The following is a 23,309-nucleotide window of genomic DNA, read 5'->3' on the forward strand; positions in this document are numbered from 1 at the left end:
GGGGGGGTATTATGGAAGAGATTTCATTGAATTGGAGCGATGTTAACAAAATGACGGCTCATGTAAATTCAGCACATGCTGTTTGTACAGGAACAACAAATAGGTTACACGTATTCAATTCAAAAAATAAATGCCAAAAGGAGATTATTATGGCACAGAAATTTTATTGTAAATGGTGTGGTACAAACTATTCAAGCGTTTCAAGTTTAACTTCCGGTCATTGTTCTCGTAATCCGGAAGGAAAATACCACGAGCTGTATGAAGGGGCTGAAAAAAGTCAGTATACCTGTAAGTTTTGTGGAACGAAATATTCTTCATTATTCAGTTTGACAAGCGGCAGCTGTAGCAAGAGCCCGTATAAGAAACACCATCCCGCGTTATAAAAGGGAAATTGAACAGTTGGTAATAAAAAATTCGCCAACTGTTCATATATTTTGAAAATAATAGGAGTTCTGTATGAAAAAAATTATCGGTATTTTTTATTTTTGTATCACTGTAGTCTTAACACTCTACAGCCAAGATTTATTTCCGTATCAAGATGAATGGAAAAAAGATACGTATGGCTATATTGATCGTAACGGAAAAATTATCATAAAAGCTCAATATAAAACAGTCATGCCATTTATTAATGGCGTGGCAATAGCAGAAGATTTTAAGGAAAATAAGTTTTATATAACGCCGGACGGAAAAAAAATAGATATAGATACTACAGGCATGAGAGGTCCGATAACAATATTGACACCTTTCTCTTCAGAAGTTGGTTTAATAACAACATGGTATGCGGAAAAATATTTTGTAAATAAAAAAGGAAAAGTTGTTTCACCAAGATATTATAGAGCTTACCCATTTTCAGAAGATATTGCAATTGTGTATGCAGATGATAAAACCATAGCAGTAAATAAAGAATTTAAAGAACTATTTGAAGTTTATGTAGATGTACGTAACGTACCTGAAACGTATGGTTTCAGTGAGGGGCTTATTGCTGTTCAGAATGCAAAAGAAGAATGGGGATTCATGGATAATCAGGGAAAGATTGCAATAAAGCCAAAATTCAAATGTCATCATCACTCAAAGTTGCCTAGTCCGTTTATCGGTGGATATTCATGGATTAGAAAATCATTTAATTCATTTTTTATCATAAACAAAAAGGGCGATGTGGTATATGAATTTAAAATAACCGGAGCTGATTTTCCAGAATCATATTTTTATCTTAGAGATGGTTATCTTATTTACGATGATGAAGAACTGACAATTAGAAATCTTCAAGACAATACGGAGATAACAACTCAAAGAGGTGATTATTTTACTAACAATTTAGGTATTGTAAAATTAGGAAAGAATTTTTTTTATGGCGGTAATATTTTTTCTTTTGATGGGAAATTGATTAAAACTATCCCGATAGAAAATCTACAGTTATGGTCGGATAAATATTTATATTCTTCCGAATTTGATATTATCTTTGATGAGAACGGTGAAGTAATCCTAGGGTCAGAAGATAAGAGACAAGAATATTCAAATGTCGTACGAAAATATGAGGAGAAAAACAATGAACAAAAAGATCGATGAACAACTTTTACGGATTAACAATCTTTGCTGGCTGCCGTGGATAGGAAAGAACTATTCCGCAAGTCAGACAAAGCTGATGGTATTGGGAGAAAGCCACTATCTTTGCGCAGGCGACAGTCCTGATGAGTACGGCATCGATTTTACCCGCAGCTTTATCGGTATGCATCAAAACGGCGAGGAAGGAACAAACGTTATCCGCAATTTTGAAAAAACACTGTTGAATAGAGATTATGATGAAGAGCTGAGCAAAGAAGAAATGACGGCAATTTCTGACAGCTTTGTCTACCAAGTCATTATTCAGCGGCTTCTTAACGCAAGCGAAGAACGCCCGACTGCGGATGATTTTAAAAACGGTTGGAAAATCATTTTTGAAACGATGAAAGTCCTTAAACCTAAAATGGTGATTTCATTGGGTGTAGAATCGAGTAATTTTTTAGCACGCTTGGAGTATGATGGACTTGTTGTTAAACAAGAAAAATGGGGAGATGATAAAATAAATCAGGCCTATCCCCGATATTTTAAAATCGAGTTAGACGGTGAATCTATCGACATGATTTTTTTAAGGCACACAAGCGGCACAAGGAGCGGGTATTATCCTCTCGAATGGCATAAATTCTTAAAAAAATACTTTGATGTCTCCCGATATTTGAGTGAATTGAAGTTATAGAAACAACCATAAGGCACCGGAATCTGCAAAAACATTTTACGTTTTTTGCAGATTCCAAAATCTCCCCTTTCCTACTATAATAGTGCTATGAAAAAGAACCCAAACCGTGCAATTACTCATCAAATGTTAGAACGTCTCACGTATATTCATAATCGGATAAAAGCTGAATGCTTTCCTAATGCATCCGAACTTGCAGCAGAACTGGAGTACAGTATTCCGACAATAAACCGCGATATAACGTTTTTGCGGGATCGGTTTAATGCACCCATCGAATATAATGCGCAAAAGAAAGGATTTTATTACAGCGAAAAATATGAAATGCCGATTCAAAATATTTCGCAAAAAGATGTAACGGCTCTTGTTGCTGCAAAAACGCTGCTGCAGCAATATCAGGGAACACCGATCTACAAAGAGCTCGTTGCCGCCATTGATGTTATTACGTTTCCTCAAAGGCAAGGAGCGGGATCGTTTATTGACCGTATCGCCGTTCCGCCGATGCCTTATGCCATTATCGATGAAGCGGTATTTACCGCACTCTACCAAGCGATGATTCAAAACCGCACGATCGAATTTGATTACTACGGCGTGTTGGATAGCGGGAAGGTACATCGACGTGTCCGTCCGTATCAGCTCCTTTTTGATGACGGACGATATTTTCTATTCGGCTATGCAGAGGAACGCCAAGCGGAACGGCTTTTTTATATTCCGCGTATTGAACATCTTTGCATCACTGATGAGCTTTTTACACTGCCCGAAAATTACGACTTTATCTCCCGCTGCGGTGGCGGAAGATTCGGCTCATTTATGGAACCGGAAACCGTTACCTACCGCATTGCATTCTACGGCGAATCTCGTCTCGCAATAAAAGATTCCGTATGGGCTGATGATCAAAAAATTACCGAATATGATGAAGAAGGGAGAACCGAAATAGTCTTTTCCGCAGCGCAAGGCTACCGGATATTGAAATGGGTCTTATCTCACGGCTCAAACGCACAGCCGCTTGAACCGGAAGATTTTGTGCAAGATTGGCAAGCGGAAATACAGGCTATGGTGCGACGGAGCAAGAGATGTGCGGAAATACGCTAATTATATTTTCCGGCGTTTAAATCCTTCGACACGGGCGCTTGCAGGACAATCGAGAGTGCTTCTGTCTCCGCGTTGCAGATAACGATAGCCTACGCCGGCAATCATCGCGGCGTTATCCGTACAGAGCTTGAGCGGCGGAAAGATGCACGTTAAACCTTTTTGTTCGGCAAGTTTTTCACGGAGCAGCGAATTGGCCGCAACGCCGCCGCCTGCGACAATCGTGTGCAGTCCCGTGTCTTCTACCGCCCGCAGCAGGGAACGCAGTAATATTTTAACGGCTCTTGATTGAAAGGCTGCCGCAATATTTTCGGGCGTTTTTTCATATCCGGGATTCCAGAATTGATCGATTTGATTGATGACCGCAGTTTTTAAGCCTGAATAGGACACGTCATACCGGCGGCCGGATTCGTGCAGTACCGGCATCGGGAAGTTCGCAGCCTTTGGATCGCCGTTTTTCGCCAGCCGGTCGATAATTACGCCGCCCGGATAGCCGAAATCGTAGAACTTCGCAACCTTATCGAATGCTTCGCCCGGCGCATCGTCGATGGTACTACCAAGCACTTCGATTGAATCAAAATCGTATACTTTACAGATAAGCGAATGGCCGCCTGATACCAAAAGACCGAGGTAGGGATAAGGAATGTCCTGCTCAAGATGCGCTGCGTACAGGTGCCCGAGCATGTGGTTTACGGCAATAAACGGTTTATTGCATGCCCATGCGAGAGTTTTCGCAAAGGTCAGCCCCACCAGCAGCGACCCCATCAGCCCCGGCCGATTGGTTACGGCGATACCGTCTATCGATTGCAACGTTTCACCCGCTTCCTGCAAAGCGGTTTTGACAACCGGTAAGATCCATTCGGTGTGCTTACGGCTCGCAATCTCAGGCACGACACCCTTATATGCTTCGTGAAATGGTATCTGAGTTGCCACTACCGAACTGATGATTTTATGTCCGTCCTCCACGACGGCAGCTGCCGTTTCATCGCAGGAGCTTTCTATTCCAAGTATCTTCATTCTGTTATTCCTATTGTTCCATGATTAACTTTGGACATCCTCTTTTAGTTGCCGAAGTTAACCGTGCCTTTTTGTGCAACTTGAGCAATTGCCGAAAGCGAAAATCCGTCTTCGATAAGTGCAGGATACATTTCGGTTAAAAGCTCTGCAAGTTCAATCGTAAAGACATGCCCGATCATGATGGCAGAGCCTTTCTGTCTCGCAATGCTCAAGCCTTTTTTAATTTGCGTTTCCATTGCAGCGCGGCTTTTATCGTTATCAATAAAAATTGCCCGTTCCCAGACGGCCATGTTTTTCTCCTTTGCAACCTTCGCAACGACTGACCGAGCGGTTGTCCGCGAATCCAAAAAGAATATATGTTTTTCCGCTACGACATCCAAGACCGCGCTCATCGCAGCCTCGTCCGCCGTCATCAGTGAGCCTTCGTGATTATTCATCCCGGCTACCGGCCAAATTTCTTCGAGATTTTTTCTGACGATGTTTTTGATTTGCTCCGCAGAAAGTCCCGGCGTAACAGCCCCCGGTCCCGGATTGATATGCAGATCGACCGATTGCATCGGCTGGTGCAGAATAACCTGTTTGCCGGCCTTGCGTATCCGCCGCGCCGACTCGCTAGAGTACCGCAATCCGGGTAAAACTGCAATAGTACAGGGGAACGGGAGTCGCAAAAAGTGTTCGAGCTGGTCGAGGTTATGCCCCGCGTCATCGAACACAAAGGTGAGGTTCCCGGCATAAGGGGCACGCTTGCGCGGCTTTTCCGGTTTTGCAGCGGGCTGCACTGGCTGTACTGCTTGTACGGCTTTTTTCTTATCGGGTACGGCAGGTTTCTCGGGTACGGTGTTTTTTTTCGATGCAGTATTTTTTTTATCAGGTGCAACGGATTTCTCCGGTATGGGATTCTTTTGCGGAGCCGGATGGACTACCGGTTTTTCTTTCTTCGCAGTATCTTTCTGTGCGGCAGAAGCGGTATGGGATGCTGGCGCAGATGCAGCAGCAGGTGAATGCGGCGCCGGTTGTGCAGCCGGTGTTGTTTTGTTGGCAGTCGGCGCTTTCTCCTGTGATGACGCTGTTTTTTGCTGTGCTGCCGGTGTGTTTTGCCGTTTTTGCTGCACCGCGGAATCGGTATGCGGCTGTGCTTGCGCAGCAACCTGCGGCACGATAACCGGCGGTGAAGGTTCTTGTGCTGCCGTAAGCGGTTCGTTTCGTTTTTGTTCGGTTGAGGTTTTATCCTGTTGTACTTGAGTTTGTGCCGTACCAGTACCCTGTTTTAATGAATTTTTAAGATTAGGCACTAATTTTAATACTAAAACAAGATTAAACCCCAAAAGCAGAACGCACAATATCACCAATGCGGCAATAATATTCACTATCGAACGCTTTTTACGAGCGGTTGAACTGCGCGGCTTTTTCTTTGCAGTGGTAGTGCCTGTGCGGCTTTTGGTTTTCGATTGGGTTTTTCCGGCCGTCTTTTTCGGCGACGTTTTTTTGCTTGTTTTTACTTTATTCTCTTTTTCGGGCATAGGCAAAAGCATAAAAACAGTACGGCTTAATGTCAAGCGGTATTTGTACAGGGCAGCCGCTATCGCGGAGCCTTTAAAAACCGCAAGCCTATCAGCTTGTTCTGTAAAGAAATCATTTATCGTATACGCTATAAATCTCTATACTTTAAGATAGAGCCGTTTTAATGGAAAGATATAATAAAAGTATGATAGGGATAGAAATAAAAGAGAGAAAATAATCGGGCAAGCCGGATTTGAACCGGCGACCCCAAGTCCCCCAGACTTGTACGCTAACCAACTGCGCTATTGCCCGTTTTGTTTTAATAACAGAAATAGATATTATCGATAAAGTTCCGTTATGTCAATACGCTGTGTTGCATCACGTCACATTCTGTTCTGAAGCAATCGATAGAATATTCGGAGAATAATGTAACCATAGATTGACTTTTGTCGTATTCTGTATATACTAGGCATATTCGATAACTTCGTTGTCGAACAGGTTTACTAATGTGCTTGTGAGGTTATACTATGAAAAAATATATTATAGGAATGTTAATCGTTATCATCGGTTTACTCGTTCTTTTTGCTCCCTTCGGATATGCACATGTCTGTTTTCCGAAAGCTGACGGCGGTTTTATGAAGTGCCATTGGATGGGCGAGGCTGTCCGAATGCTCGGCGGTTTAATTGCTGCATTAGGCGTCGTATTCTTACTGTTCAAGAGTTCCCGCATCGGTATCGCATTTTCCAATATCGGGCTCGGTGTTTGTCTGATATTATTGCAAACGGTTGTTATCGGTACATGTAAGACTGCGACCATGCCTTGTAACGTTTATACCAAACCCGTCATTTTGCTGCTGGCAATCGTGCTGATAGCCATTGATGCCGGATATCTGTTCGTTAACAGAAAAAAATAAATTCTACTATACTCGCTATATTATAGGATTATTACGGTATGTTATTGCAAACAAAACAGCTTTCCAGAACGTTTACCAGAAGCGGTTCCGATTTTTTTGCCGTTAGAGATGCCGATTTTAGCATCGATTCTTCCGATTTTGTCTTTATTGTCGGACGCTCCGGTTCGGGAAAAACGACATTGCTGAACCTCATTTCAGGCATTTTAGAACCGACTGCGGGAGCTGTTTTATTTGAAAATAATGACATCACAACGATGAACGATACTGAAAAAAGCTATTACCGTAACGAGTCGATAGGATTTGTCCCCCAATCGCTCGGCGCTTTACCGAATCTTTCGGTACTTGATAATGTCCGCGTACCGTTTTTTTTATTTAACCGGGACGGCGATACCGAAGGGAGAGCGCTGAGCTTATTGGAAGTGATGGGAATAGCTCATTTAAAAGATGAAATGCCGAAAAATCTTTCAGGCGGAGAAGCAAAACGGATGCTTATTGCGCGTGCACTGATGAATGCGCCCAAGCTGCTCATCGCTGATGAACCGACTGCAAATCTCGACGCGGAAACGGCAGCCGGTGTCATGCAGGCTATAAAAGATATAAACAAACTTGGAACTGCCGTGCTTATCGTAACGCATGATTCCAATATCTTAGATCCGAATTGTACGACTTACCGGATGGACGCCGGAACCCTTTCAAAAGTGTAGTTTTCCCATAATATTGCTTTCTTATGTGTCTTATGCTATAAATTGACGGGCATTTTTTATAAATCATTGCAGCAGTATTGTCGGCTGCCCTGCCCTTCCGATTAAAAACACATCGGTCAGAAAAAAAATTCGATTCTTTGTAAAAATTTCTAAAAAAAAGTGATTTTCAGCAGTTTTTTTAAGCCAAAATCGCACCAAAGACATATAACAAAGATAAGAAGCAATGCGGCAGCCGGAATGTGCCGGAAGCAAAAAATACTTTTGCAGAATGTCATGATAATGTTCTGACGAGGCGCCGGCCGAGCGCACTTAATTATGGAGGCCATAAATGGCAAAAACAAAATCAGAAATAAATCAGGTAACCAATATTACCGATGCCGACGAAAAGCTGAAAGCGTTGGAAGCAGCACGTCTACAAATCGAAAAAGAGTTCGGACAGGGTTCTTTGATGAAGCTCGGCACAAAAACGGCAGCAAGCGGTATCGAAGTAATCCCGTCGGGGAGTATCTTGCTCGACGAAGCGCTCGGTATCGGCGGTTATCCGCGCGGCAGAATTATCGAAATATTCGGTCCGGAGTCGTCGGGAAAAACCACACTCGCTCTTCATGTCGTCGCCGAAGCGCAAAAGCGGGGCGGTATTGCGGCGTTTGTGGATGCAGAACATGCCCTTGACCCCCAGTATGCACAAAAACTCGGTGTCAATATCGACGAACTGTGGGTCGCCCAGCCCGATGCGGGAGAACAGGCTTTGGAAATCACCGAAAACCTCGTCCGATCGGGTGCGGTGGATGTCATCGTTGTAGACTCGGTAGCAGCTCTTACGCCGCAAGCGGAAATCGACGGCGAAATGGGCGATTCACACATGGGATTGCAGGCCCGTTTGATGAGTCAGGCGTTGCGGAAGCTGACGGCAATTATCTCGCGGTCAAAATGTATTCTCATCTTTATCAACCAAATCCGTATGAAAATCGGTATTGCGTACGGCAACCCGGAAACCACCACCGGCGGTAATGCGCTCAAATTCTACTCATCGGTACGTATCGAAGTCCGTAAAGGCGAGGTGCTCGGCAAGGATGAGGATGAAGCATGGGGAAACAAGGTGCGCATCAAAGTGGTAAAGAATAAGGTCGCGCCGCCGTTCCGAAAGGTTGAGCTGGAAATCCTGTTCGGCAAGGGAATTTCTCCCTACGGCAGCTTGCTGGACTGCGCTGTAAAATACGAATTGATAGACAAAAAAGGCGCATGGTACTCGTATAAAGAAGATAAGATTGGACAAGGGCATGACAACGCCGTAAAATTCTTGGAGGATAATCCCGATGTTGCAATCGATCTTGAAAAGACCTTGCGCGCACAGCTGTTTCCCAACCAAAAATACGTGTCGAGTTTTGTAAAAACCGATCAAGCTGATTCCGGTACCGGCGACGCATCGGCTGCGGCAAAGACAGGGGCGTCAAAGGCTGCAGCTTCCGTAAAACCGGGAGATACAAAGACTGATAAAGAAGCCGATGCCCAGACCGCTCCGGCAGGGAAAAAATCCATGCTCGAAAAAGCAGCTCTCGCTAGCGGCAAAACTGAAAGTTTGGATGCCGATTCTGCAGCAGTATCCGCTGCACATAAATCAAAGCCGGGCAGTGCTTTTGACGGCGACAACGAGCTCTTTTGAACGGCCTGATATCACAGAGTAATCGCATCAGACTGTTTTGCTATATTTCCCCGCAAAATAAATAGGCTATTCAACCAGAATTTCGCCGCTTTGCGCCTCAAATGGTCTCATAGCCTATTTATTTTGCGATTTTTATTTATCTGTCTGATGCGATTTCTCTCCTGCAGGGAAAAGATGCGTGAAATTTTAGGAAAATTTCACGCAAAAGGAAGACCTGTGTTAGAGTTTGGAGCTTACACTGATGTGCAGGGCAGTACCTTCGTCCATGCGGAAAGCAACGTTTGCGGATCCTTCCGCTCGGTGATGAGTGCGGTAAAAAGCGGTTCCAGCTGAGGCAGCGCCGCATCCAGCAGGGTGAATTCTTCTTGAGAAAAAGGAGACAGCACATAGCCTGCAATATCGGGATGATCGGCGCTGCTGCTTTTTTTTCCGCCGGGACGCCCGATACCGATCCTGAGCCGCCAAAAGTCCGGCGTACCCAGTGCCGCCTTTATTGAGCGAAGCCCGTTGTGTCCGCCGAGCCCTCCCGACCACTTGAGGCTCAAGGCAGCAGGGGGCAGTTCAAGCTCATCATGCACGACAAGTATTTCCGCCGGGGGGATTTTGAAAAACTGGGCAGCCTCCCCTACTGATTCACCCGATAGATTCATATATGTTTCAGGCTTTAAAGCATGGACAGCCTGTCCCCCGCTCACTGCTGCCGGAAACCGCCCATACAAGCCGCGGAATTTATGCTGCCACGAAATTCCCCTGCAAATAGATAAACGATCCGCAGCAATCCACGCTGCGTTATGCCGGGTGCGTTCATACTCCCGCCCGACATTTCCCAAAAATGCTATTAACGAAATCATCTTTTTAACCTGTAATTATTCTTTTACCTTCGTGTCGATTATGATCGTAACCGGTCCGTCGTTGTGAATTTCCACCTGCATATCCGCTCCGAATTGTCCGGTTTTTATCGGCTTGCCAAGCGCTTCGCTCAATTTGCGGATACAGCATTCATAGAGCGGGATTGCAATCGAAGGCTCCGCCGCTGCATTGAAGGACGGGCGGTTTCCTTTCTTGGTACTGGCAAACAGGGTGAACTGACTGACCAATAAAATGTCGCCCTGCACATCCGCAAGGGCACGGTTCATCTTCCCCTCATCGTCTTCGAAAATCCGCACCTGTACGATTTTCTTAACCAACCAATCTATATCACCCTCAGTATCTTCAGGACAAATCCCCAACAAAATCACAAAGCCCTTGCCGATGGTCTGCGTTTCAAAGCCTTCAATCGCCACACTTCCCGACCGTACCCGCTGTATTACTGCTCGCATATCACACGCTCCTCATTCCGTATATCTCCCGATCGTATTTACGAGTTCAATATCGATATATCTCCGATACTGTTCAAAATCTTTATCTAATGTAAGTATCGATAAATTTTTATCGTTATTATCCAGACGCTTTTTTCTACAAACAAGCGACCATACGGAAGTGTCAACCAATACAAACTTCATCGCGATCTCATCTTCTTGTAATTATAAGAAGGATGATATTCGATTTTTCCAAACAGCTGTATGAGTTCTTCGGATTTTCGCCGTTCAATAAACTCTTCAAGCGCCGTATTTACCGTTTCTTTTTTTGTGCTGTACCCGCTGATTTCATAAGTGGTATTGAGTAATTCTTCATTTATTGCAAGATTTGTCGCCACATTATCACCCTCCGTACCTATTTTACACATATCATTGTGTAGAAGCAAGCGATAGTCTAAACGACTCATCAGTATAAACAAATCGGATACTTTGTAATACATGCCTGCACAAATAAATAAGAAAAATATATTAGCGGGAACCTCTAAAAATCTAACAATGAATTTCCTTACAAAACAAGCCGATAGACTTACAGTTTTTAAAGATATCCTCCCCTTTTACTGTGGGTGCCTATTGTAAAGGCGTAGATGAAAAAACAACAGGGATGTCGAAAAAACAAGCAACTTTTCAGGCATCCCTGTCCCGTTGCGGTCGTATATCATGGCAGGGCAACCGTCTGGCTTCTTTGTACTTCGGCTGCCCTGTCATATGGAAACCTACAGCGGATCATTCATCCTTTGTAAACCATTCTGCCTGCGCCCCCAGTTCGTCTGCATGATCTTTATACATTTGCAGTTGATCGGTCGGGACCTTTATACTACCCGCTGTTAAACCGGTACAATTCTGAAAAACATTTTCAAACTTATCATTGTAATTACACTGGAGTGTAACAGCAGTAAGCTTTGTGCAGTTATTAAAACACTCCTTCATCTTCTCAACCGTTGCGGGGATTACCGGCACACTGACAAGACTGATACATCCAGAAAAACATTCACCCATACGCTGAACATTTTGAGGAATTACCGGTACACGACTAAGACTGGTACATCCAGCAAAACATTCTTTGATATTTATGACATTTGCAGGGATAATCGGTGCTGTTTCAAGGCTCGTGCAGTCGATAAAGCAACCTTGCATATTAGAAATACCTGAGGGAATATCTGACACTTCTACCAGATTTGCACATCCGTAAAAACAACAGTCCATATCTGTAAGACCGGATATTGGTGTGTCACCGAATTTTAAGGCGATTCGTTTTTGACTGTACTTTTTCAGCATTTCTCCCAGGGGGCTTGCATTTACTTGAGAACTTGCACCGCCCGAATTGTACTTTAGATCATCTTTTGTAAGACCGGTTACTTCGATGTAACAGATACCGTCATGTGCAGGTTCTATCGTTTTAAGGCAATTATCCAAGTCGGTATATGGGACTTGTGTATATACAGGCTTAAACGTAATACCCACTATTGTATTTGCGGTAATTTTTACTTTTGCAGTTGTATCTCCCTGCCTTCCATCTGACATCAGAGCACCTAACGGTGTTACCGTCCACAGATCTACCTGATATCCGGAAGACGGGACTGCCGTAAATTCAACGGTCTTGCCAAATTCTATGTTTATTGGACTTGTAGAACCCTCTGCTATACCATCAGATTTTACTTTCAAAGTACCATACTCTCCTGCACTAAACGTTAATGAAAAGGTCTCCGGCGTAGATGGGACACCAGGTTTCTTCGTATCGTGTCCATTAATCGGTTTACAGCCTGTTAGCGTAAAGACAATGGCAAACATCAACACTCCTGCAAACCAGTTCAAATGTTTGCCCATTTTATGTATATGCATATTCATGTTTTTCTCCTATAAATAAAATATTACGTAATTACAAAATAATCGAAGGAATAGCAGATAATTATCCGGTATCGAACCAAATCGCTTGCGAGGCATTCCGATACAAAGCTCTATTGATGATGTATACAAACTGAAAAAAGTGGATTGGATGATTCCATTTTGCCTTTACCGATGAGAAAAAATTAGAATGTTTTTGATTAAAATATACAAAACTATCTAAATAAGATTCGCTGTGAGCTGTGAGCTGTGAGCTGTGAGCTGTGAGCTGTGAGCTGTGAACTGTGAACTGTGAACTGTGAACTGTGAACTGTGAACTGTGAACTGTGAACTGTGAACTGTGAACTGTGAACTGTGAGAATTGTATTACCGACTATGAGTGTGTCAAGCCCTGTATACCGATTTTGCGCCGATATGGTGTCCGCTTTGGAAATAAGATTTTTATACTGTGATAATCCAATTCTGCGACTCAACATAGGTATTATTATAGAGCCTAAAACCCGAAAACGCAAGAAAAAAAATTGAGTACCTGCATACACATACGAAATCCGTAATTGACCGCTGAATAGATTTGATTTATTATCTATTTTAGGGAGCGTACTATGAAACATATCGGTCTTTTTTCCTACATACTGACAAGAAACGTCAAAAACAAAAAAATAAAACGTATACCCATTGCCGCGGCACTGTGTCTCGCTGCAATGTTTATGTTCGCAGCTATGAGCTTTACCGGATGCGCCGATAAGCGGCAAACGGCTGCGGACAGCGGAACGGAGGAATTCGTTACGGCGATTTCTCCGACCAATATCGGAAGGCTTGCTCCTATTGCTGTCAGCTTTGCCTGCGATGTTATCTGCGAACCTGAACAGGCTTTGCAGTTTTCTCCCCGGCAGACGGGGACATGGGAACTCCAAGACAGCAAAACGGTTGTGTTTACGCCGTCAGCTCCCTACCCTTCCAGCCGTAAAATCATCTTATCCGCAGACTGTGCAAAGCTTTTCGGGAAGGAGACGGCGCAGGGTACATACCGCCATGTGTTTTTAGCAGACACCCCTTCCTATGAAGTCACGCTGGATACGTTAACACTGAATCAAGATGAGGATGCTTATTCGCTCAGCGGCAGTATCACTACGGACATTCCCGTTACCGCGGATACCATCCGGCACTGTGTTTCGGCAAAGTCAGGAGGCTTTTGGGGAAGCTCCTGCCCAATGCAATGGGAACAAGGTTCGTCGGGAAAAGTGTGGAAATTTTTTATCCAAAATATCGGCATTAAAAAACGGGCGCGGAGCTTATCGGTTTCGTGGCAGGGGCGGAAGCTCGGTTTGTCGAAAAAACAGGATGCGGCATTTGCAGGCACAAAATCATTCGATATTCCGGCAAAAGACGAATTTTCCATCATCGATATCAATACTTCAAAAAAGAATACCATACTGGTGAGTTTTTCAGGTCGACTCGACGCTTCCCAGGATATCCAGGATTTTATTTCGACTCACAATGAAGACGGTTCTCGGAGCGATGATGTCAATGTATCAGTCAGAGGTAACGTACTGACGATTTATGACGATTCAAATTGGCGGAATATCAGAACTATCCGCATTTCAAACGGGATTAAAAGCTCGAACGGTATCTACCTTGCCGCAGCGCGGACTATCACTCTTTCGGATAATTGGGAACTGCCGTCCGTGCGTTTTATGACCGACGGAACTATCTTACCGTCATCACAGGGGACGGTACTGCCGATCGAAACACGGAACGTGAGCGGTCTTTTAATACAAGCTTTTGCTATTTACGATCATAACATCATTCAATTCTTGCAGGTCAACGAATTGGACGGAACCGATGAACTGTACCGTGTGGGCGAACCGGTGTGGACGCAAAATGTTTCATTCGAGTGGGACGATTCGATGCAGAATAAATACATTCCGCGCGGAATTGATATGTCGGCGCTCACAAAAAAATATCCTCATGGGATGTTTCAAATACGCATTTCATTCAGAAAAAAGAATATCAAATACCGTATTCCCTCCGATGCCGATGAAGCGTTTGCTTCGCTGCCGCAGCCTCCCGATATGATCGAAGCGGATTTGCCACCCGACGAAAAGAGTTTCTGGAATTATTGGGAAGATTTGGATTATGATGAGCGGGATACTTATTGGTCAAATAAAAATAACCCCTATCATCCGGCCTTTTATATCCCTCGTTTTAATAGTAAGAATTTGATAAAGCGGAATATTCTTATCTCAGATGTCGGCATTATGGCAAAAAAGACAACGAGCGGGAAACTGTACGTCAGCGTTGCCGACATCAAAACGGCGCAGCCTATCAGCGGAGCGGAAATTACTTGCTATTCGTATGTCGGCTCAAAAAATGCCGAACTCCGGTCGGATAAAAACGGCTCCGCAGTACTCGAAGACGCTTCCAAGGCAGTATTCATCGCGGCAAGCTATAAGGGACAGACTTCATATTTGAAAATTGGAGCCGGAACGGGATTAAGCGTCAGTCATTTTGAAACCGGCGGCGAAAAAACCGTAGGCGGCGTAAAGGGATTCATTTACGGAGAACGCGGCGTATGGCGGCCGGGTGATCCGCTCTATCTTACCTTTGTGCTGCAGGATTTACAGAAAACCCTGCCGGCGGATATTCCGGTCTCTTTTGAACTTTCCGACCCGCTCGGACGGGTAACGGAGTCGCGCCTCCTAACACATTCGGTAAACGGCTTTTATCCGGTGGAAACAAAAACTGCCGCCGGAGCGGTAACCGGTCTCTGGCAAGCCAAGGTAAAAATCGGCGGACAGGAATGGACTCGGCCACTCCGCATTGAAACGGTCGTCCCGAACCGCCTGTCGGTTAAACTGGAACCTGAGAAAAAAATGCTTACTAGCGGTACGAACAACTTTACGCTTTCGGGGGCATGGCTGCACGGAGCGCCGGCGCCCAATTACAACGCAGACGTTGCCGTGTTCTTTACCTCTGCGCCGGATAATTTCGGTTATTCCGATTTCAGCTTTACCAATCCGTCGGTAGAAATGGAACTGGGCCGCTCAACCATTTGGGAAGGAACACTGAATAGCGCCTCAAAGGCAACATTCAGCGAGCATTTCACCATCGGCGCAGATGATCCGGTACCGGGAAAACTACAGGCGCATTTTGTCAGCCGCATCTTTGAACCGTCGGGAGCCTTTTCCACCGAGCAAAGCTCATTCCCGTATTCGCCGTACAGCCGCTATGTCGGTCTGCGGCTGCCGAAAGGAGATGCCGCACGGGGAATGCTTTTAACCGATGTTCAACATACCGCCGATGTACTGCTTATAGACCAAGACGGTAAGCCGGTTTCCTCAGGGGAGCTTTCATATACGATTCATAAATTGGATTGGAAGTGGTGGTGGGAAAAAGACGCCCTCACCGACGCAACGTATGTCTCCAGCAACTCGTCTTATGAAATTGTACGCGGCTCGGTACCCGTTACAAACGGAAAAGGGAGCTTTCAGTTTGAAATAAAATATCCCTCATGGGGACGGTACCTCGTTACGGTTTCCGACGGGCTGCACGGACACAGTGCGGCAAAAATCGTGTATATCGATTGGCCGGGATGGGCGGGACGCGCTCAAGAAAACGGTTCGGGCAGCGCGGCGATGGTTACGCTCGTCACCGACAAACGGCAGTATAGCACGGGCGAAACCGCTTCTGTTTCGTTTGCCTCAAGCGCCGGAAACAGAGCGCTCGTTACGGTAGAAAAGAACGGCGAAATTCTCAAACAGGATTGGCTCGAAACCGCCAAAGATACCACGGTGTATAAACTGAAATTGACGGAAGCGATGGCGCCGAATGTGTACGTGCATATCACGGTATTGCAGCAACACTTGCAAACGGCGAACAGTTTGCCGATCCGCCTTTACGGTATCGTACCGGTGATGGTCGATAATCCCGCCACGAAACTCAATCCGGTGATTACCGCTCCGGCCGTCTATGCGCCCAACGAAAAAGCGATTATCTCCGTATCCGAACAAAACGGAAAACCGATGACATTCACGCTGGCTGTTGTCGATGAAGGGCTTTTGGGATTAACGAACTATCACGGACCGGAGCTGAGACGCGAATTCTATAAGAAAGAAGCGTCGCAGCTTTCGAGCTGGGATTTATATCAGTATGTTATGAACGCCTACAGCGGAAAGCTTGAAACGCTGCTTGCAATCGGCGGTTCCGAAGACCTTGTCGATAACCGTGAACGGGGCAGCAATCGGTTTAAACCGGTTGTGCAATACCTCGGCCCCTTTACGATCGCCGCCGGTGAAAAGAAGCAGCTTTCGTTCGATATGCCTGAGTATGTTGGAGCCGTGCGGGCGATTGCGGTTGCAGGCTTTAACGGCGCTTACGGTATTGCGGAAAAGACCGTTCCCGTAAAGGCCGACCTTATGATACAGGCCGCGCTCCCCCGCACACTCGGTGTCAACGAGCGTATCGATGTACCCGTTACGGTATTCAACGGGACAGACTCTGCACAAAATGCAAAAATCACCTTGAATACAAAAGGCGCCATTCCGTCCTTTAACGCTGAAAAAACCGTAAAGGTACCCGCATCTTCGGATATGACTGTTACGTTCACAGTAAAAACGGAAGCGGCCGGTACAGCCGACTTCACCGCCGCCGTAAAAACGGACAAAGGTTTTGCTCAGTCGGTAACGCCGGTAGGGGTGCAAGCGCGCGGTATTCCCGTTACCTACCGTACACCGTTTACGCTGAAACCTTCGGAGACAACGATTGTGAGCGTGCAAAGTCCGGGAGAGGTCAGCTCGACAACACTTTCGATGGAGCTTTCTTCCATACCGGCGCTCAATTTAGCAAGCCGGCTCGACTACCTGATTCGGTATCCGCACGGATGTATCGAACAAATTACCTCCGGCAGTTTCCCGCAGCTGTATCTCGCAGACTTTGTACAGCTGTCGCCGCAGGAAAAGACGCGCATTCAAAAGCATATTCAATCGGTTATCGAACGCTATCCTCAGTATCAAACCGCATCGGGAGCTTTCGCATACTGGCCGGGCAACAGCGCGCCGTCCGCATGGGGTTCGAGCTATGCGCTCCACTTCTTAACGGAGGCAGAAAAGCAGGGCTATGCGGTACCCGATTCGATTAAAAAACCGCTGACCGCTTGGCTTGCTTCTTCCGCGGCGGAATGGGAATCCTATAGTGAAGATTCGGCTGAAATACAGGCATACCGGCTCTTCTCGCTTGCGCTTGCAGGCAGCCCGAATATCGGCGCAATGAACCGGTTGAAAAATGAACAGCTTGATGCTTCCGGTTCGCTGCTATTGGCAGCTGCATACTCGCTTACAGGCAGGGATGACACGGCGGAAGACGTATTTGCAGATGCATTGGGCGCGTTGACTAAACAGGAGACATCCTACCGGTATACCGGCGGCTCTTTCGGTTCGTCCACCCGCATACAGGCGCTCTATTTGATGGTATGTACGCTGCTGCAGGATGATGTAAAGGCAGCGAAAGCAGCCCGCGAAGTTGCATCCGTGCTTTCCTCCGATGATTGGTGCAGTACGCAAGAGACCGCATGGCTCCTATTCTCGCTTTTACCCTATTACAAAAACCGCGATGCAGCCTCGTGCAGTTATACCGTTACGGCAAACGGCGCGGCGCGGCAGGGACAGCTTAAAAACGCCTCGATTATCGAAACCTTGCCTGCGGGAACGGCGGACAAACAGACCATCGAAGTAATGAACACCGGAAAAGCGATTCTCTACGGCATTTTAACCGCAGAAGGTATGTCCATACCGGGAACGGAACAGCGGCAGAATGAAAATATCGACCTTGATGTCCGGTATACCGATTCCGACGGCGACAGGATTTCTCCCGCGGATTTAAAGGTAGGCGATTCATTCGTCATCAAAATAAGCGTCGATAACCGGATGGCAAAAAAGATTGAAAATATCGCGCTGACGTTCCCGATTCCAACCTGCTGGGAAATCAGTAACGACCGGATAGCCTTGGACAGCAGCGACGGTTCGGATTCTTTTGCCTATCAGGACATCAGAGACGATGTCGTGTATACCTACTTTGATTTAACGCGTAGGGATTCGGTAACCTACAAGTTCTATGCAACGGTTGCCTATAAAGGAGAGTACTTTATACCGGCTATCCATGCGCAAGCAATGTACGATAATAAGATTAGGGCGGTATATCCGGGTCTCAAAGTGTCCTTTTGAAATAGACGACACATCTGCGTTGTCGCTTAACAAAAAACAGTCCTCGACGTACAAAAAGTACGCCTGCGGGTGTTTTTTGTACGCTCCTAGCATCTGCATCGTCTATTTCAAAAGGCTTACGTGTTCGCGCCTTGTAATTTCAAAACGGACAAGGATGTCCGTGGTTCTACGCAGCAGTGATGTTGTTGCACAGCAAAAACTCGCGTCCAGAAGTGTACACGGATGTACACTTCTGGACAGTCTATTTCAAAAGGCTTACGGAAAGTATGTTTTACGATATGCTGCTGCTGAAAATTCTCAACATATCATCTCCGCCACGTGTCCGTTCTGATACGTTGAAGACTACTTACAGTAGCGGCACGGATGCCACTGGTTTATATCAGAAGTGATGTTTCGGCTGCTGCCGAAACTCACAGTCAAAACTATACACGGATGTATAGTTTTGACGTAGATGCGCCATATATTTCAAAAGTGCCCCCTACCTCGGATAAGTATAGCTCTTTCCGTCGATACCCCGTGCCGAAAAGCGGCCGTCTTTTAACGGGGAGACAATATCTTCATAGAGCAGTAGGGCGGAAAGCGGGAATTTTCCGCCGCCGTTCGGTAAATCGACTGCAAATTGCGGTAACGATAAACCGGAAAGGCGTTTACGTAATGCTTTCCATATAAGCGCGGCTTTTTCAAGCGGTACGCGAAAATGCGCTGTTCCCCGTGCTAAATCCGTTTGAAACAGATACCCGGGTTTTATCCCCATACATACCAGCGCATGGAAAAGCTCCGCAAGAACGGCGGCGTCATCATTAACGCCGCGTAGCAATACGGTTTGGGTTTGCACCGGAATCCCCGAATCGATACAGCGGGTTAAGGCTTGCCGCTGCGCCGTGCCGAGTTCTGCCGAATGGTTTACATGTGCAATCACCCAGAGCGGACGGACGAAACGGAGGAGCGCCATAAGCTCTTCGGTAAAAAGCTCCGGTGCAAAGACTGGCGCACGGGTACATAGGCGGAGCAGCAAATCGGGACGAACGGAACGGAGGCATTCCAACAGATGTTTTATCTGCTCAAAACTGCCGCTCATCGGGTCTCCGCCCGAAACCAGAATTTCCTGTACTTCGGGATGTGCTTTAAGGTATGACGTTACCGCTCCGATTTGCTCATCGGAAATAAAGCCGCTTGAACGGGCGGTAAATTCACGCCGGAAACAGTACCGGCAATACGAGATGCAGCGGCCGGTACTCAACAGCAGCACGCGGTTCGGATATTGGTGTACCAGATACGGGGTAACGCAATAGCGCGCCTCGCCGAGCGGGTCGCCCCGCTCTTCCTCCGACACGACCTGTTCGTCGTCGGAGGAAAGAACCTGCCGACGCAGCGCAGCAGCGGCGGCAGGTTCTGCGGAGGTAATCAAGGCTTTAAACGCCGGCGAAATATGTTCCGGCAAGCGGATAACCGTATCGGCGGAATTCTCGTTCCGCCAGTTATCGGATTGTTCTGCGCTCATACCTCCGTCACACATTTACAGCGCATCGACTCCGTACATCAATGCCGCCAGTACCTGTGCATCGTCAATTAAGTTTTTCATAATGCAGTATTCATTCGGTTGGTGCGCCATATCGTCGAGCGTACTCCATACGACGGCGTTAAAGCCTGCCTGACGGAGCGGAGCGGCAACGGTTCCTCCGCCGATACCGATGGTTTGCGTTTTTTTGCCGTGTATTTTTTCGATAGCTTTTGACAGCATCGTAACAACCTCGGCATCAACAGGCGTTGCAGGAGATTCCGCCGAATCATCAATAATAAGCTCAACCTGTACGCCGTACTTTGCTTCTATTGCACTCGCCTCGACTTTTATCTTCTCCATCACTTCCGCAACAGTGTAACAAGGAAGGATACGGCAATCCATATAAAACACATCGTCGCCCGGAATGGTATTGATGTTCGGAATATTCGCTTCTTTTTTTGTCGGCTGCAAGGTCGAATACGGCGGTTCGAACAAATTGTCTTGCTTTGAAAATACTTTTTCCAGTGCATTCAACCGAAGCGCCAAATCCGCCGCCGCAATGTGCGCATTCTTTCCTAAATCGGGACGTGAGGCGTGCGTTTGCACTCCATGCACTACAACCTTTAACCACAACAGGTTCTTTTCCGCAACTTCAATTGTCTCACCCGAAGGATCTCCCCCATCAGGGACAACGATAATATCCTGCGGCTTAAATAGCTGATGATTATTCAAAAGATAGATAACGCCGTATCTCGATCCCACTTCTTCATCAGCAACAAACAACAATTTTACGGTGTGGGCAGGCTGAATCTTTAATGCAAGAAATGCATAAGCGGCGAATACCGCTCCGGTCAATCCTTGCTGGTTATCTTCTACACCGCGCCCGATAATTTTATCACCGTCCTGTTTCAGTACCCACGGATCGCTTTCCCATTTTGAAAGCTCGCCGGGAGGTACCACATCGGTATGCGCCATAATCCAAACCCGTTTTGAATCATCTTTGCCCGGAATAGTAACGACAAGGTTAGGTCTGATACCGGAAGATACCCGCGTATCGGGTGCATCAAACCGTTCAAATTGAGTAAAGCCGAGCTTTTTTAAATACGCTTCCAGCGCTTCGCATTTTTTCAATTCCCCGTCACCGTCCGACTCCGGAGCCATGGCAGGAATGGAGCACAAAAGCCGTTCAAGCTCAATCATCTTATCTTTTTGTTGAGCAATAAAATCTTTTACGGTTAAAAAATTTGACATACAACCTCCACATACGTAATGAAATTAAACTCTTTTCAAAAGAGTAAAGCACTCTCAAAAGAGGCTTCTACTATATCATATTGGCGGCGATTCTGCAAACAAGAAGATCGATCGCTCTACGCATCGACTTCCGCAAGAAGATTTTTCATAATAAAGGCTTTGCGTTCGGGGGTATTTTTTCCCATATAAAACTCAAGAACGCCAGGGATCTTTTTCACGGTCTGAATACTGACCGGTAACAGGCGGATATCCTTCCCGATAAACTGACCGAATTCGCTCGGGCTTATTTCTCCCAATCCCTTAAAACGGGTAACTTCCGCCGCTGCGCCGAGCCGCTTCATTTCTGCATCCCGCTCTTTTTCCGAATAACAATAGCAGGTTTCTTTTTTGGTGCGCACCCGGAAAAGCGGCGTTTCCAAAATAAAAATCCGTCCGCTCAACACCAGCTCTTCAAAGTAGGTGAGGAAAAAGGTGAGCAAAAGGTTTCTGATATGAAAGCCGTCGTTATCGGCATCGGTTGCGATGATAATCTTATTATAGCGGAGGCTTTCAAGGCTATTTTCGATGCCGAGCGCCATCATCATATTGTAGAGCTCCGCATTTTTGTAGATGGCGGCGCGTTTTTTGCCGTGCATATTTTCGGGCTTACCGCGCAGCGAAAAAAGCGCTTGCGTAAGGACGTCGCGGCTCGAAACCATTGAACCCGAAGCCGAATCCCCTTCAGTGATAAAAATCATCGACTCATTGCCGTACTGCTTATCCCCAAGGTGAAACTTGCAGTCTTTCAGTTTCGGAATTTTCATTGCAATTTTTTTTGCGGCAGCCTTCGCTTCTTTTTTAACGCTGTTCAGCTCTGTCCGCAGCCGCTCATTTGCGAGGATTTTTTCTTCCAGCTTCCGCGCGGCTTCGGCATTTTTTTGCAGCCATTCAACCACAGCGGCCTTTGTACCGTTGACAATCCACGGCCGCACCTCGGTATTACCGAGCTTATTTTTCGTTTGACTTTCGAACACGGGCGCTTGCACCTTAACCGCCACCGCCGCACAGGTACCTTCGCGGACATCCTCGCTCTTGTAGTTTTTGCGGTAGTATTCGTTAATACCTTTCAGCAAGCCTTCTTTAAAGGCGGAAAGATGCGTGCCGCCATCCGAGGTGTATTGCCCGTTGACAAACGAAAAATAGGTTTCGCCGTAGTTGTTAGTGTGGGTAAAAGCAAATTCAAGCTTTGCTTCCTTAAAGTGAGCAATCGTGTAAAGCGTCTCTTCGCCGATTTCCGCATTGAGCAGATCGAGTAAGCCGTTTTCCGATATGTATGAAGCGCCGTTAAAGGTGAGCGTAAGACCGGCGTTCAGATAGGCGTAGTTCCACATCCGTTTTTCGATAAAGTCGAGGTTGAATGTATAGTCGCCGAATATTTCCCTGTCGGGAATAAACTCCACGAGCGTACCGTTCTTAATCCCTTTTTTGGCATCTCCTTGTTTTTCGTGCTTTAGCACCCCCCGCTCAAACACCGCTTCGGCGTATTTCCCGTCGCGGATGGAAACTACCCGGAAATATTCGGAGAGTGCGTTCACCGCCTTGGTGCCGACGCCGTTCAACCCCACCGAAAACTGAAAGACTTCATCATTGTACTTCGCACCGGTGTTGATGACCGACACGCATTCTACAACCTTCCCAAGCGGAATACCACGTCCGTAATCCCGCACGGTAACTTTGTTGTCCTTCAACAGCGCCTCGATACGGTCCCCATTTCCCATGATAAACTCATCGATGGAGTTGTCGAGCACTTCTTTTAACAGGATGTAAATACCGTCATCGGGGTTCGATCCGTTTCCGAGCCGGCCGATATACATACCGGTGCGGAGCCTGATATGCTCCAATGAGCTAAGTGTCTTTATTTTCGATTCATCATACGTATTCTTTGCAGCCATGTTGTTTTAAATTTTCCTCCCATAAAACTTTTGTAGGATAAGATGGTGAAAATCCGAAAAAGTTTTTAGCCGTGCGCATGCTGCGCACATATAC

At 46.3% G+C, this 23,309-nt stretch carries 18 protein-coding genes and 1 tRNA gene; 8 read left to right on the forward strand and 11 right to left on the reverse strand.

From position 1 onward, the window contains the following. The first annotated feature begins 149 nt into the window (after positions 1 to 149). The 4 genes from E4N65_RS05545 to E4N65_RS05560 all read left to right on the forward strand — a co-directional run bounded on the left by E4N65_RS05545 (position 150) and on the right by E4N65_RS05560 (position 3,319). A complete protein-coding gene (locus E4N65_RS05545; protein WP_044017355.1) occupies positions 150 to 383 on the forward strand; it encodes a hypothetical protein in 234 nt (77 codons plus the stop codon). A 73-nt stretch (positions 384 to 456) separates the two neighbouring features. Continuing rightward, complete coding sequence (locus tag E4N65_RS05550; protein WP_253674576.1) at positions 457 to 1,566, forward strand: WG repeat-containing protein; 1,110 nt, start codon at positions 457 to 459, stop codon at positions 1,564 to 1,566. Continuing rightward, on the forward strand, positions 1,547 to 2,233 hold the full coding sequence (locus E4N65_RS05555) for a hypothetical protein (protein WP_044016411.1): 687 nt from the start codon (positions 1,547 to 1,549) through the stop codon (positions 2,231 to 2,233). Before E4N65_RS05550 ends, E4N65_RS05555 begins: the two co-directional genes overlap by 20 nt. Positions 2,234 to 2,320: 87 nt before the next feature. Next, positions 2,321 to 3,319 (forward strand): helix-turn-helix transcriptional regulator, encoded by a 999-nt coding sequence (locus E4N65_RS05560; protein ID WP_253674583.1) that lies wholly within the window; start codon positions 2,321 to 2,323, stop codon positions 3,317 to 3,319. Here the strand turns inward: E4N65_RS05560 and tsaD are convergent, their stop codons facing one another. From tsaD to E4N65_RS05575, 3 genes are all read right to left on the reverse strand, one after another. Next, entirely contained in the window at positions 3,320 to 4,333 is a 1,014-nt protein-coding gene (tsaD, locus tag E4N65_RS05565; protein WP_253674585.1) for a tRNA (adenosine(37)-N6)-threonylcarbamoyltransferase complex transferase subunit TsaD, read from the reverse strand. 44 nt (positions 4,334 to 4,377) lie between these two features. Continuing rightward, a complete protein-coding gene (locus tag E4N65_RS05570) occupies positions 4,378 to 5,853 on the reverse strand; it encodes a divergent polysaccharide deacetylase family protein (protein ID WP_253674587.1) in 1,476 nt (491 codons plus the stop codon). A gap of 218 nt (positions 5,854 to 6,071) precedes the next feature. Further along, positions 6,072 to 6,145, reverse strand: a tRNA-Pro gene (locus E4N65_RS05575). A gap of 215 nt (positions 6,146 to 6,360) precedes the next feature. Here E4N65_RS05575 and E4N65_RS05580 point away from each other — a divergent pair. From E4N65_RS05580 to recA, 3 genes are all read left to right on the forward strand, one after another. Further along, positions 6,361 to 6,747 (forward strand): DUF4418 family protein, encoded by a 387-nt coding sequence (locus tag E4N65_RS05580; protein WP_253674588.1) that lies wholly within the window; start codon positions 6,361 to 6,363, stop codon positions 6,745 to 6,747. 38 nt (positions 6,748 to 6,785) lie between these two features. After that, positions 6,786 to 7,451, forward strand: a complete 666-nt coding sequence (locus E4N65_RS05585) for an ABC transporter ATP-binding protein (RefSeq protein WP_253674590.1) — start codon at positions 6,786 to 6,788, stop codon at positions 7,449 to 7,451. A 328-nt stretch (positions 7,452 to 7,779) separates the two neighbouring features. Beyond that, positions 7,780 to 9,114, forward strand: coding sequence for a recombinase RecA (gene recA / locus E4N65_RS05590; protein ID WP_253674592.1), 1,335 nt, complete (start codon positions 7,780 to 7,782; stop codon positions 9,112 to 9,114). A gap of 233 nt (positions 9,115 to 9,347) precedes the next feature. Here the strand turns inward: recA and pth are convergent, their stop codons facing one another. The 5 genes from pth to E4N65_RS05615 all read right to left on the reverse strand — a co-directional run bounded on the left by pth (position 9,348) and on the right by E4N65_RS05615 (position 12,317). Further along, positions 9,348 to 9,965: an aminoacyl-tRNA hydrolase gene (gene pth / locus E4N65_RS05595; protein ID WP_253674594.1), complete on the reverse strand. Its 618-nt coding sequence runs from the start codon at positions 9,963 to 9,965 to the stop codon at positions 9,348 to 9,350. Positions 9,966 to 9,980: 15 nt separating this feature from the next. After that, positions 9,981 to 10,433 (reverse strand): D-aminoacyl-tRNA deacylase, encoded by a 453-nt coding sequence (gene dtd, locus E4N65_RS05600; RefSeq protein ID WP_253674596.1) that lies wholly within the window; start codon positions 10,431 to 10,433, stop codon positions 9,981 to 9,983. Between the two features lie 12 nt (positions 10,434 to 10,445). Beyond that, on the reverse strand, positions 10,446 to 10,616 hold the full coding sequence (locus E4N65_RS05605; protein ID WP_253674598.1) for a PIN domain-containing protein: 171 nt from the start codon (positions 10,614 to 10,616) through the stop codon (positions 10,446 to 10,448). Further along, entirely contained in the window at positions 10,613 to 10,810 is a 198-nt protein-coding gene (locus E4N65_RS05610) for a type II toxin-antitoxin system VapB family antitoxin (protein WP_253674600.1), read from the reverse strand. Before E4N65_RS05610 ends, E4N65_RS05605 begins: the two co-directional genes overlap by 4 nt. Before the next feature lie 385 nt (positions 10,811 to 11,195). Next, positions 11,196 to 12,317, reverse strand: coding sequence for a leucine-rich repeat protein (locus E4N65_RS05615; RefSeq protein WP_253674602.1), 1,122 nt, complete (start codon positions 12,315 to 12,317; stop codon positions 11,196 to 11,198). A gap of 599 nt (positions 12,318 to 12,916) precedes the next feature. On the opposite strand from E4N65_RS05615, the gene E4N65_RS05620 reads away from it, so the two are divergent. Continuing rightward, a complete protein-coding gene (locus tag E4N65_RS05620) occupies positions 12,917 to 18,532 on the forward strand; it encodes an alpha-2-macroglobulin family protein (RefSeq protein WP_253674604.1) in 5,616 nt (1,871 codons plus the stop codon). A 478-nt stretch (positions 18,533 to 19,010) separates the two neighbouring features. Here E4N65_RS05620 and E4N65_RS05625 read toward each other — a convergent pair whose 3' ends face one another. From E4N65_RS05625 to E4N65_RS05635, 3 genes are all read right to left on the reverse strand, one after another. Further along, positions 19,011 to 20,048, reverse strand: coding sequence for a KamA family radical SAM protein (locus E4N65_RS05625; protein ID WP_371921828.1), 1,038 nt, complete (start codon positions 20,046 to 20,048; stop codon positions 19,011 to 19,013). Beyond that, entirely contained in the window at positions 20,049 to 21,284 is a 1,236-nt protein-coding gene (locus tag E4N65_RS05630) for a M20 family metallo-hydrolase (RefSeq protein ID WP_253674608.1), read from the reverse strand. It lies immediately after the preceding gene. A gap of 116 nt (positions 21,285 to 21,400) precedes the next feature. Continuing rightward, positions 21,401 to 23,215, reverse strand: a complete 1,815-nt coding sequence (locus tag E4N65_RS05635; RefSeq protein WP_253674609.1) for a DNA topoisomerase IV subunit B — start codon at positions 23,213 to 23,215, stop codon at positions 21,401 to 21,403. Positions 23,216 to 23,309: the final 94 nt, after the last annotated feature.

The sequence above is a fragment of the Treponema sp. OMZ 855 genome, assembly GCF_024181145.1.
Lineage (GTDB): Bacteria > Spirochaetota > Spirochaetia > Treponematales > Treponemataceae > Treponema.

Bases quoted from the DNA above. Each gene is read 5' to 3' on its own strand.
- E4N65_RS05545 (WP_044017355.1), top strand. From the start codon at position 150: ATGGCACAGAAATTTTATTGTAAATGGTGTGGTACAAACTATTCAAGC.
- E4N65_RS05550 (WP_253674576.1), top strand. From the start codon at position 457: ATGAAAAAAATTATCGGTATTTTTTATTTTTGTATCACTGTAGTCTTA.
- E4N65_RS05555 (WP_044016411.1), top strand. From the start codon at position 1,547: ATGAACAAAAAGATCGATGAACAACTTTTACGGATTAACAATCTTTGC.
- E4N65_RS05560 (WP_253674583.1), top strand. From the start codon at position 2,321: ATGAAAAAGAACCCAAACCGTGCAATTACTCATCAAATGTTAGAACGT.
- tsaD (WP_253674585.1), bottom strand. From the start codon at position 4,333: ATGAAGATACTTGGAATAGAAAGCTCCTGCGATGAAACGGCAGCTGCC.
- E4N65_RS05570 (WP_253674587.1), bottom strand. From the start codon at position 5,853: ATGCCCGAAAAAGAGAATAAAGTAAAAACAAGCAAAAAAACGTCGCCG.
- E4N65_RS05580 (WP_253674588.1), top strand. From the start codon at position 6,361: ATGAAAAAATATATTATAGGAATGTTAATCGTTATCATCGGTTTACTC.
- E4N65_RS05585 (WP_253674590.1), top strand. From the start codon at position 6,786: ATGTTATTGCAAACAAAACAGCTTTCCAGAACGTTTACCAGAAGCGGT.
- recA (WP_253674592.1), top strand. From the start codon at position 7,780: ATGGCAAAAACAAAATCAGAAATAAATCAGGTAACCAATATTACCGAT.
- pth (WP_253674594.1), bottom strand. From the start codon at position 9,965: ATGATTTCGTTAATAGCATTTTTGGGAAATGTCGGGCGGGAGTATGAA.
- dtd (WP_253674596.1), bottom strand. From the start codon at position 10,433: ATGCGAGCAGTAATACAGCGGGTACGGTCGGGAAGTGTGGCGATTGAA.
- E4N65_RS05605 (WP_253674598.1), bottom strand. From the start codon at position 10,616: ATGAAGTTTGTATTGGTTGACACTTCCGTATGGTCGCTTGTTTGTAGA.
- E4N65_RS05615 (WP_253674602.1), bottom strand. From the start codon at position 12,317: ATGAATATGCATATACATAAAATGGGCAAACATTTGAACTGGTTTGCA.
- E4N65_RS05620 (WP_253674604.1), top strand. From the start codon at position 12,917: ATGAAACATATCGGTCTTTTTTCCTACATACTGACAAGAAACGTCAAA.
- E4N65_RS05625 (WP_371921828.1), bottom strand. From the start codon at position 20,048: ATGTGTGACGGAGGTATGAGCGCAGAACAATCCGATAACTGGCGGAAC.
- E4N65_RS05630 (WP_253674608.1), bottom strand. From the start codon at position 21,284: ATGTCAAATTTTTTAACCGTAAAAGATTTTATTGCTCAACAAAAAGAT.
- E4N65_RS05635 (WP_253674609.1), bottom strand. From the start codon at position 23,215: ATGGCTGCAAAGAATACGTATGATGAATCGAAAATAAAGACACTTAGC.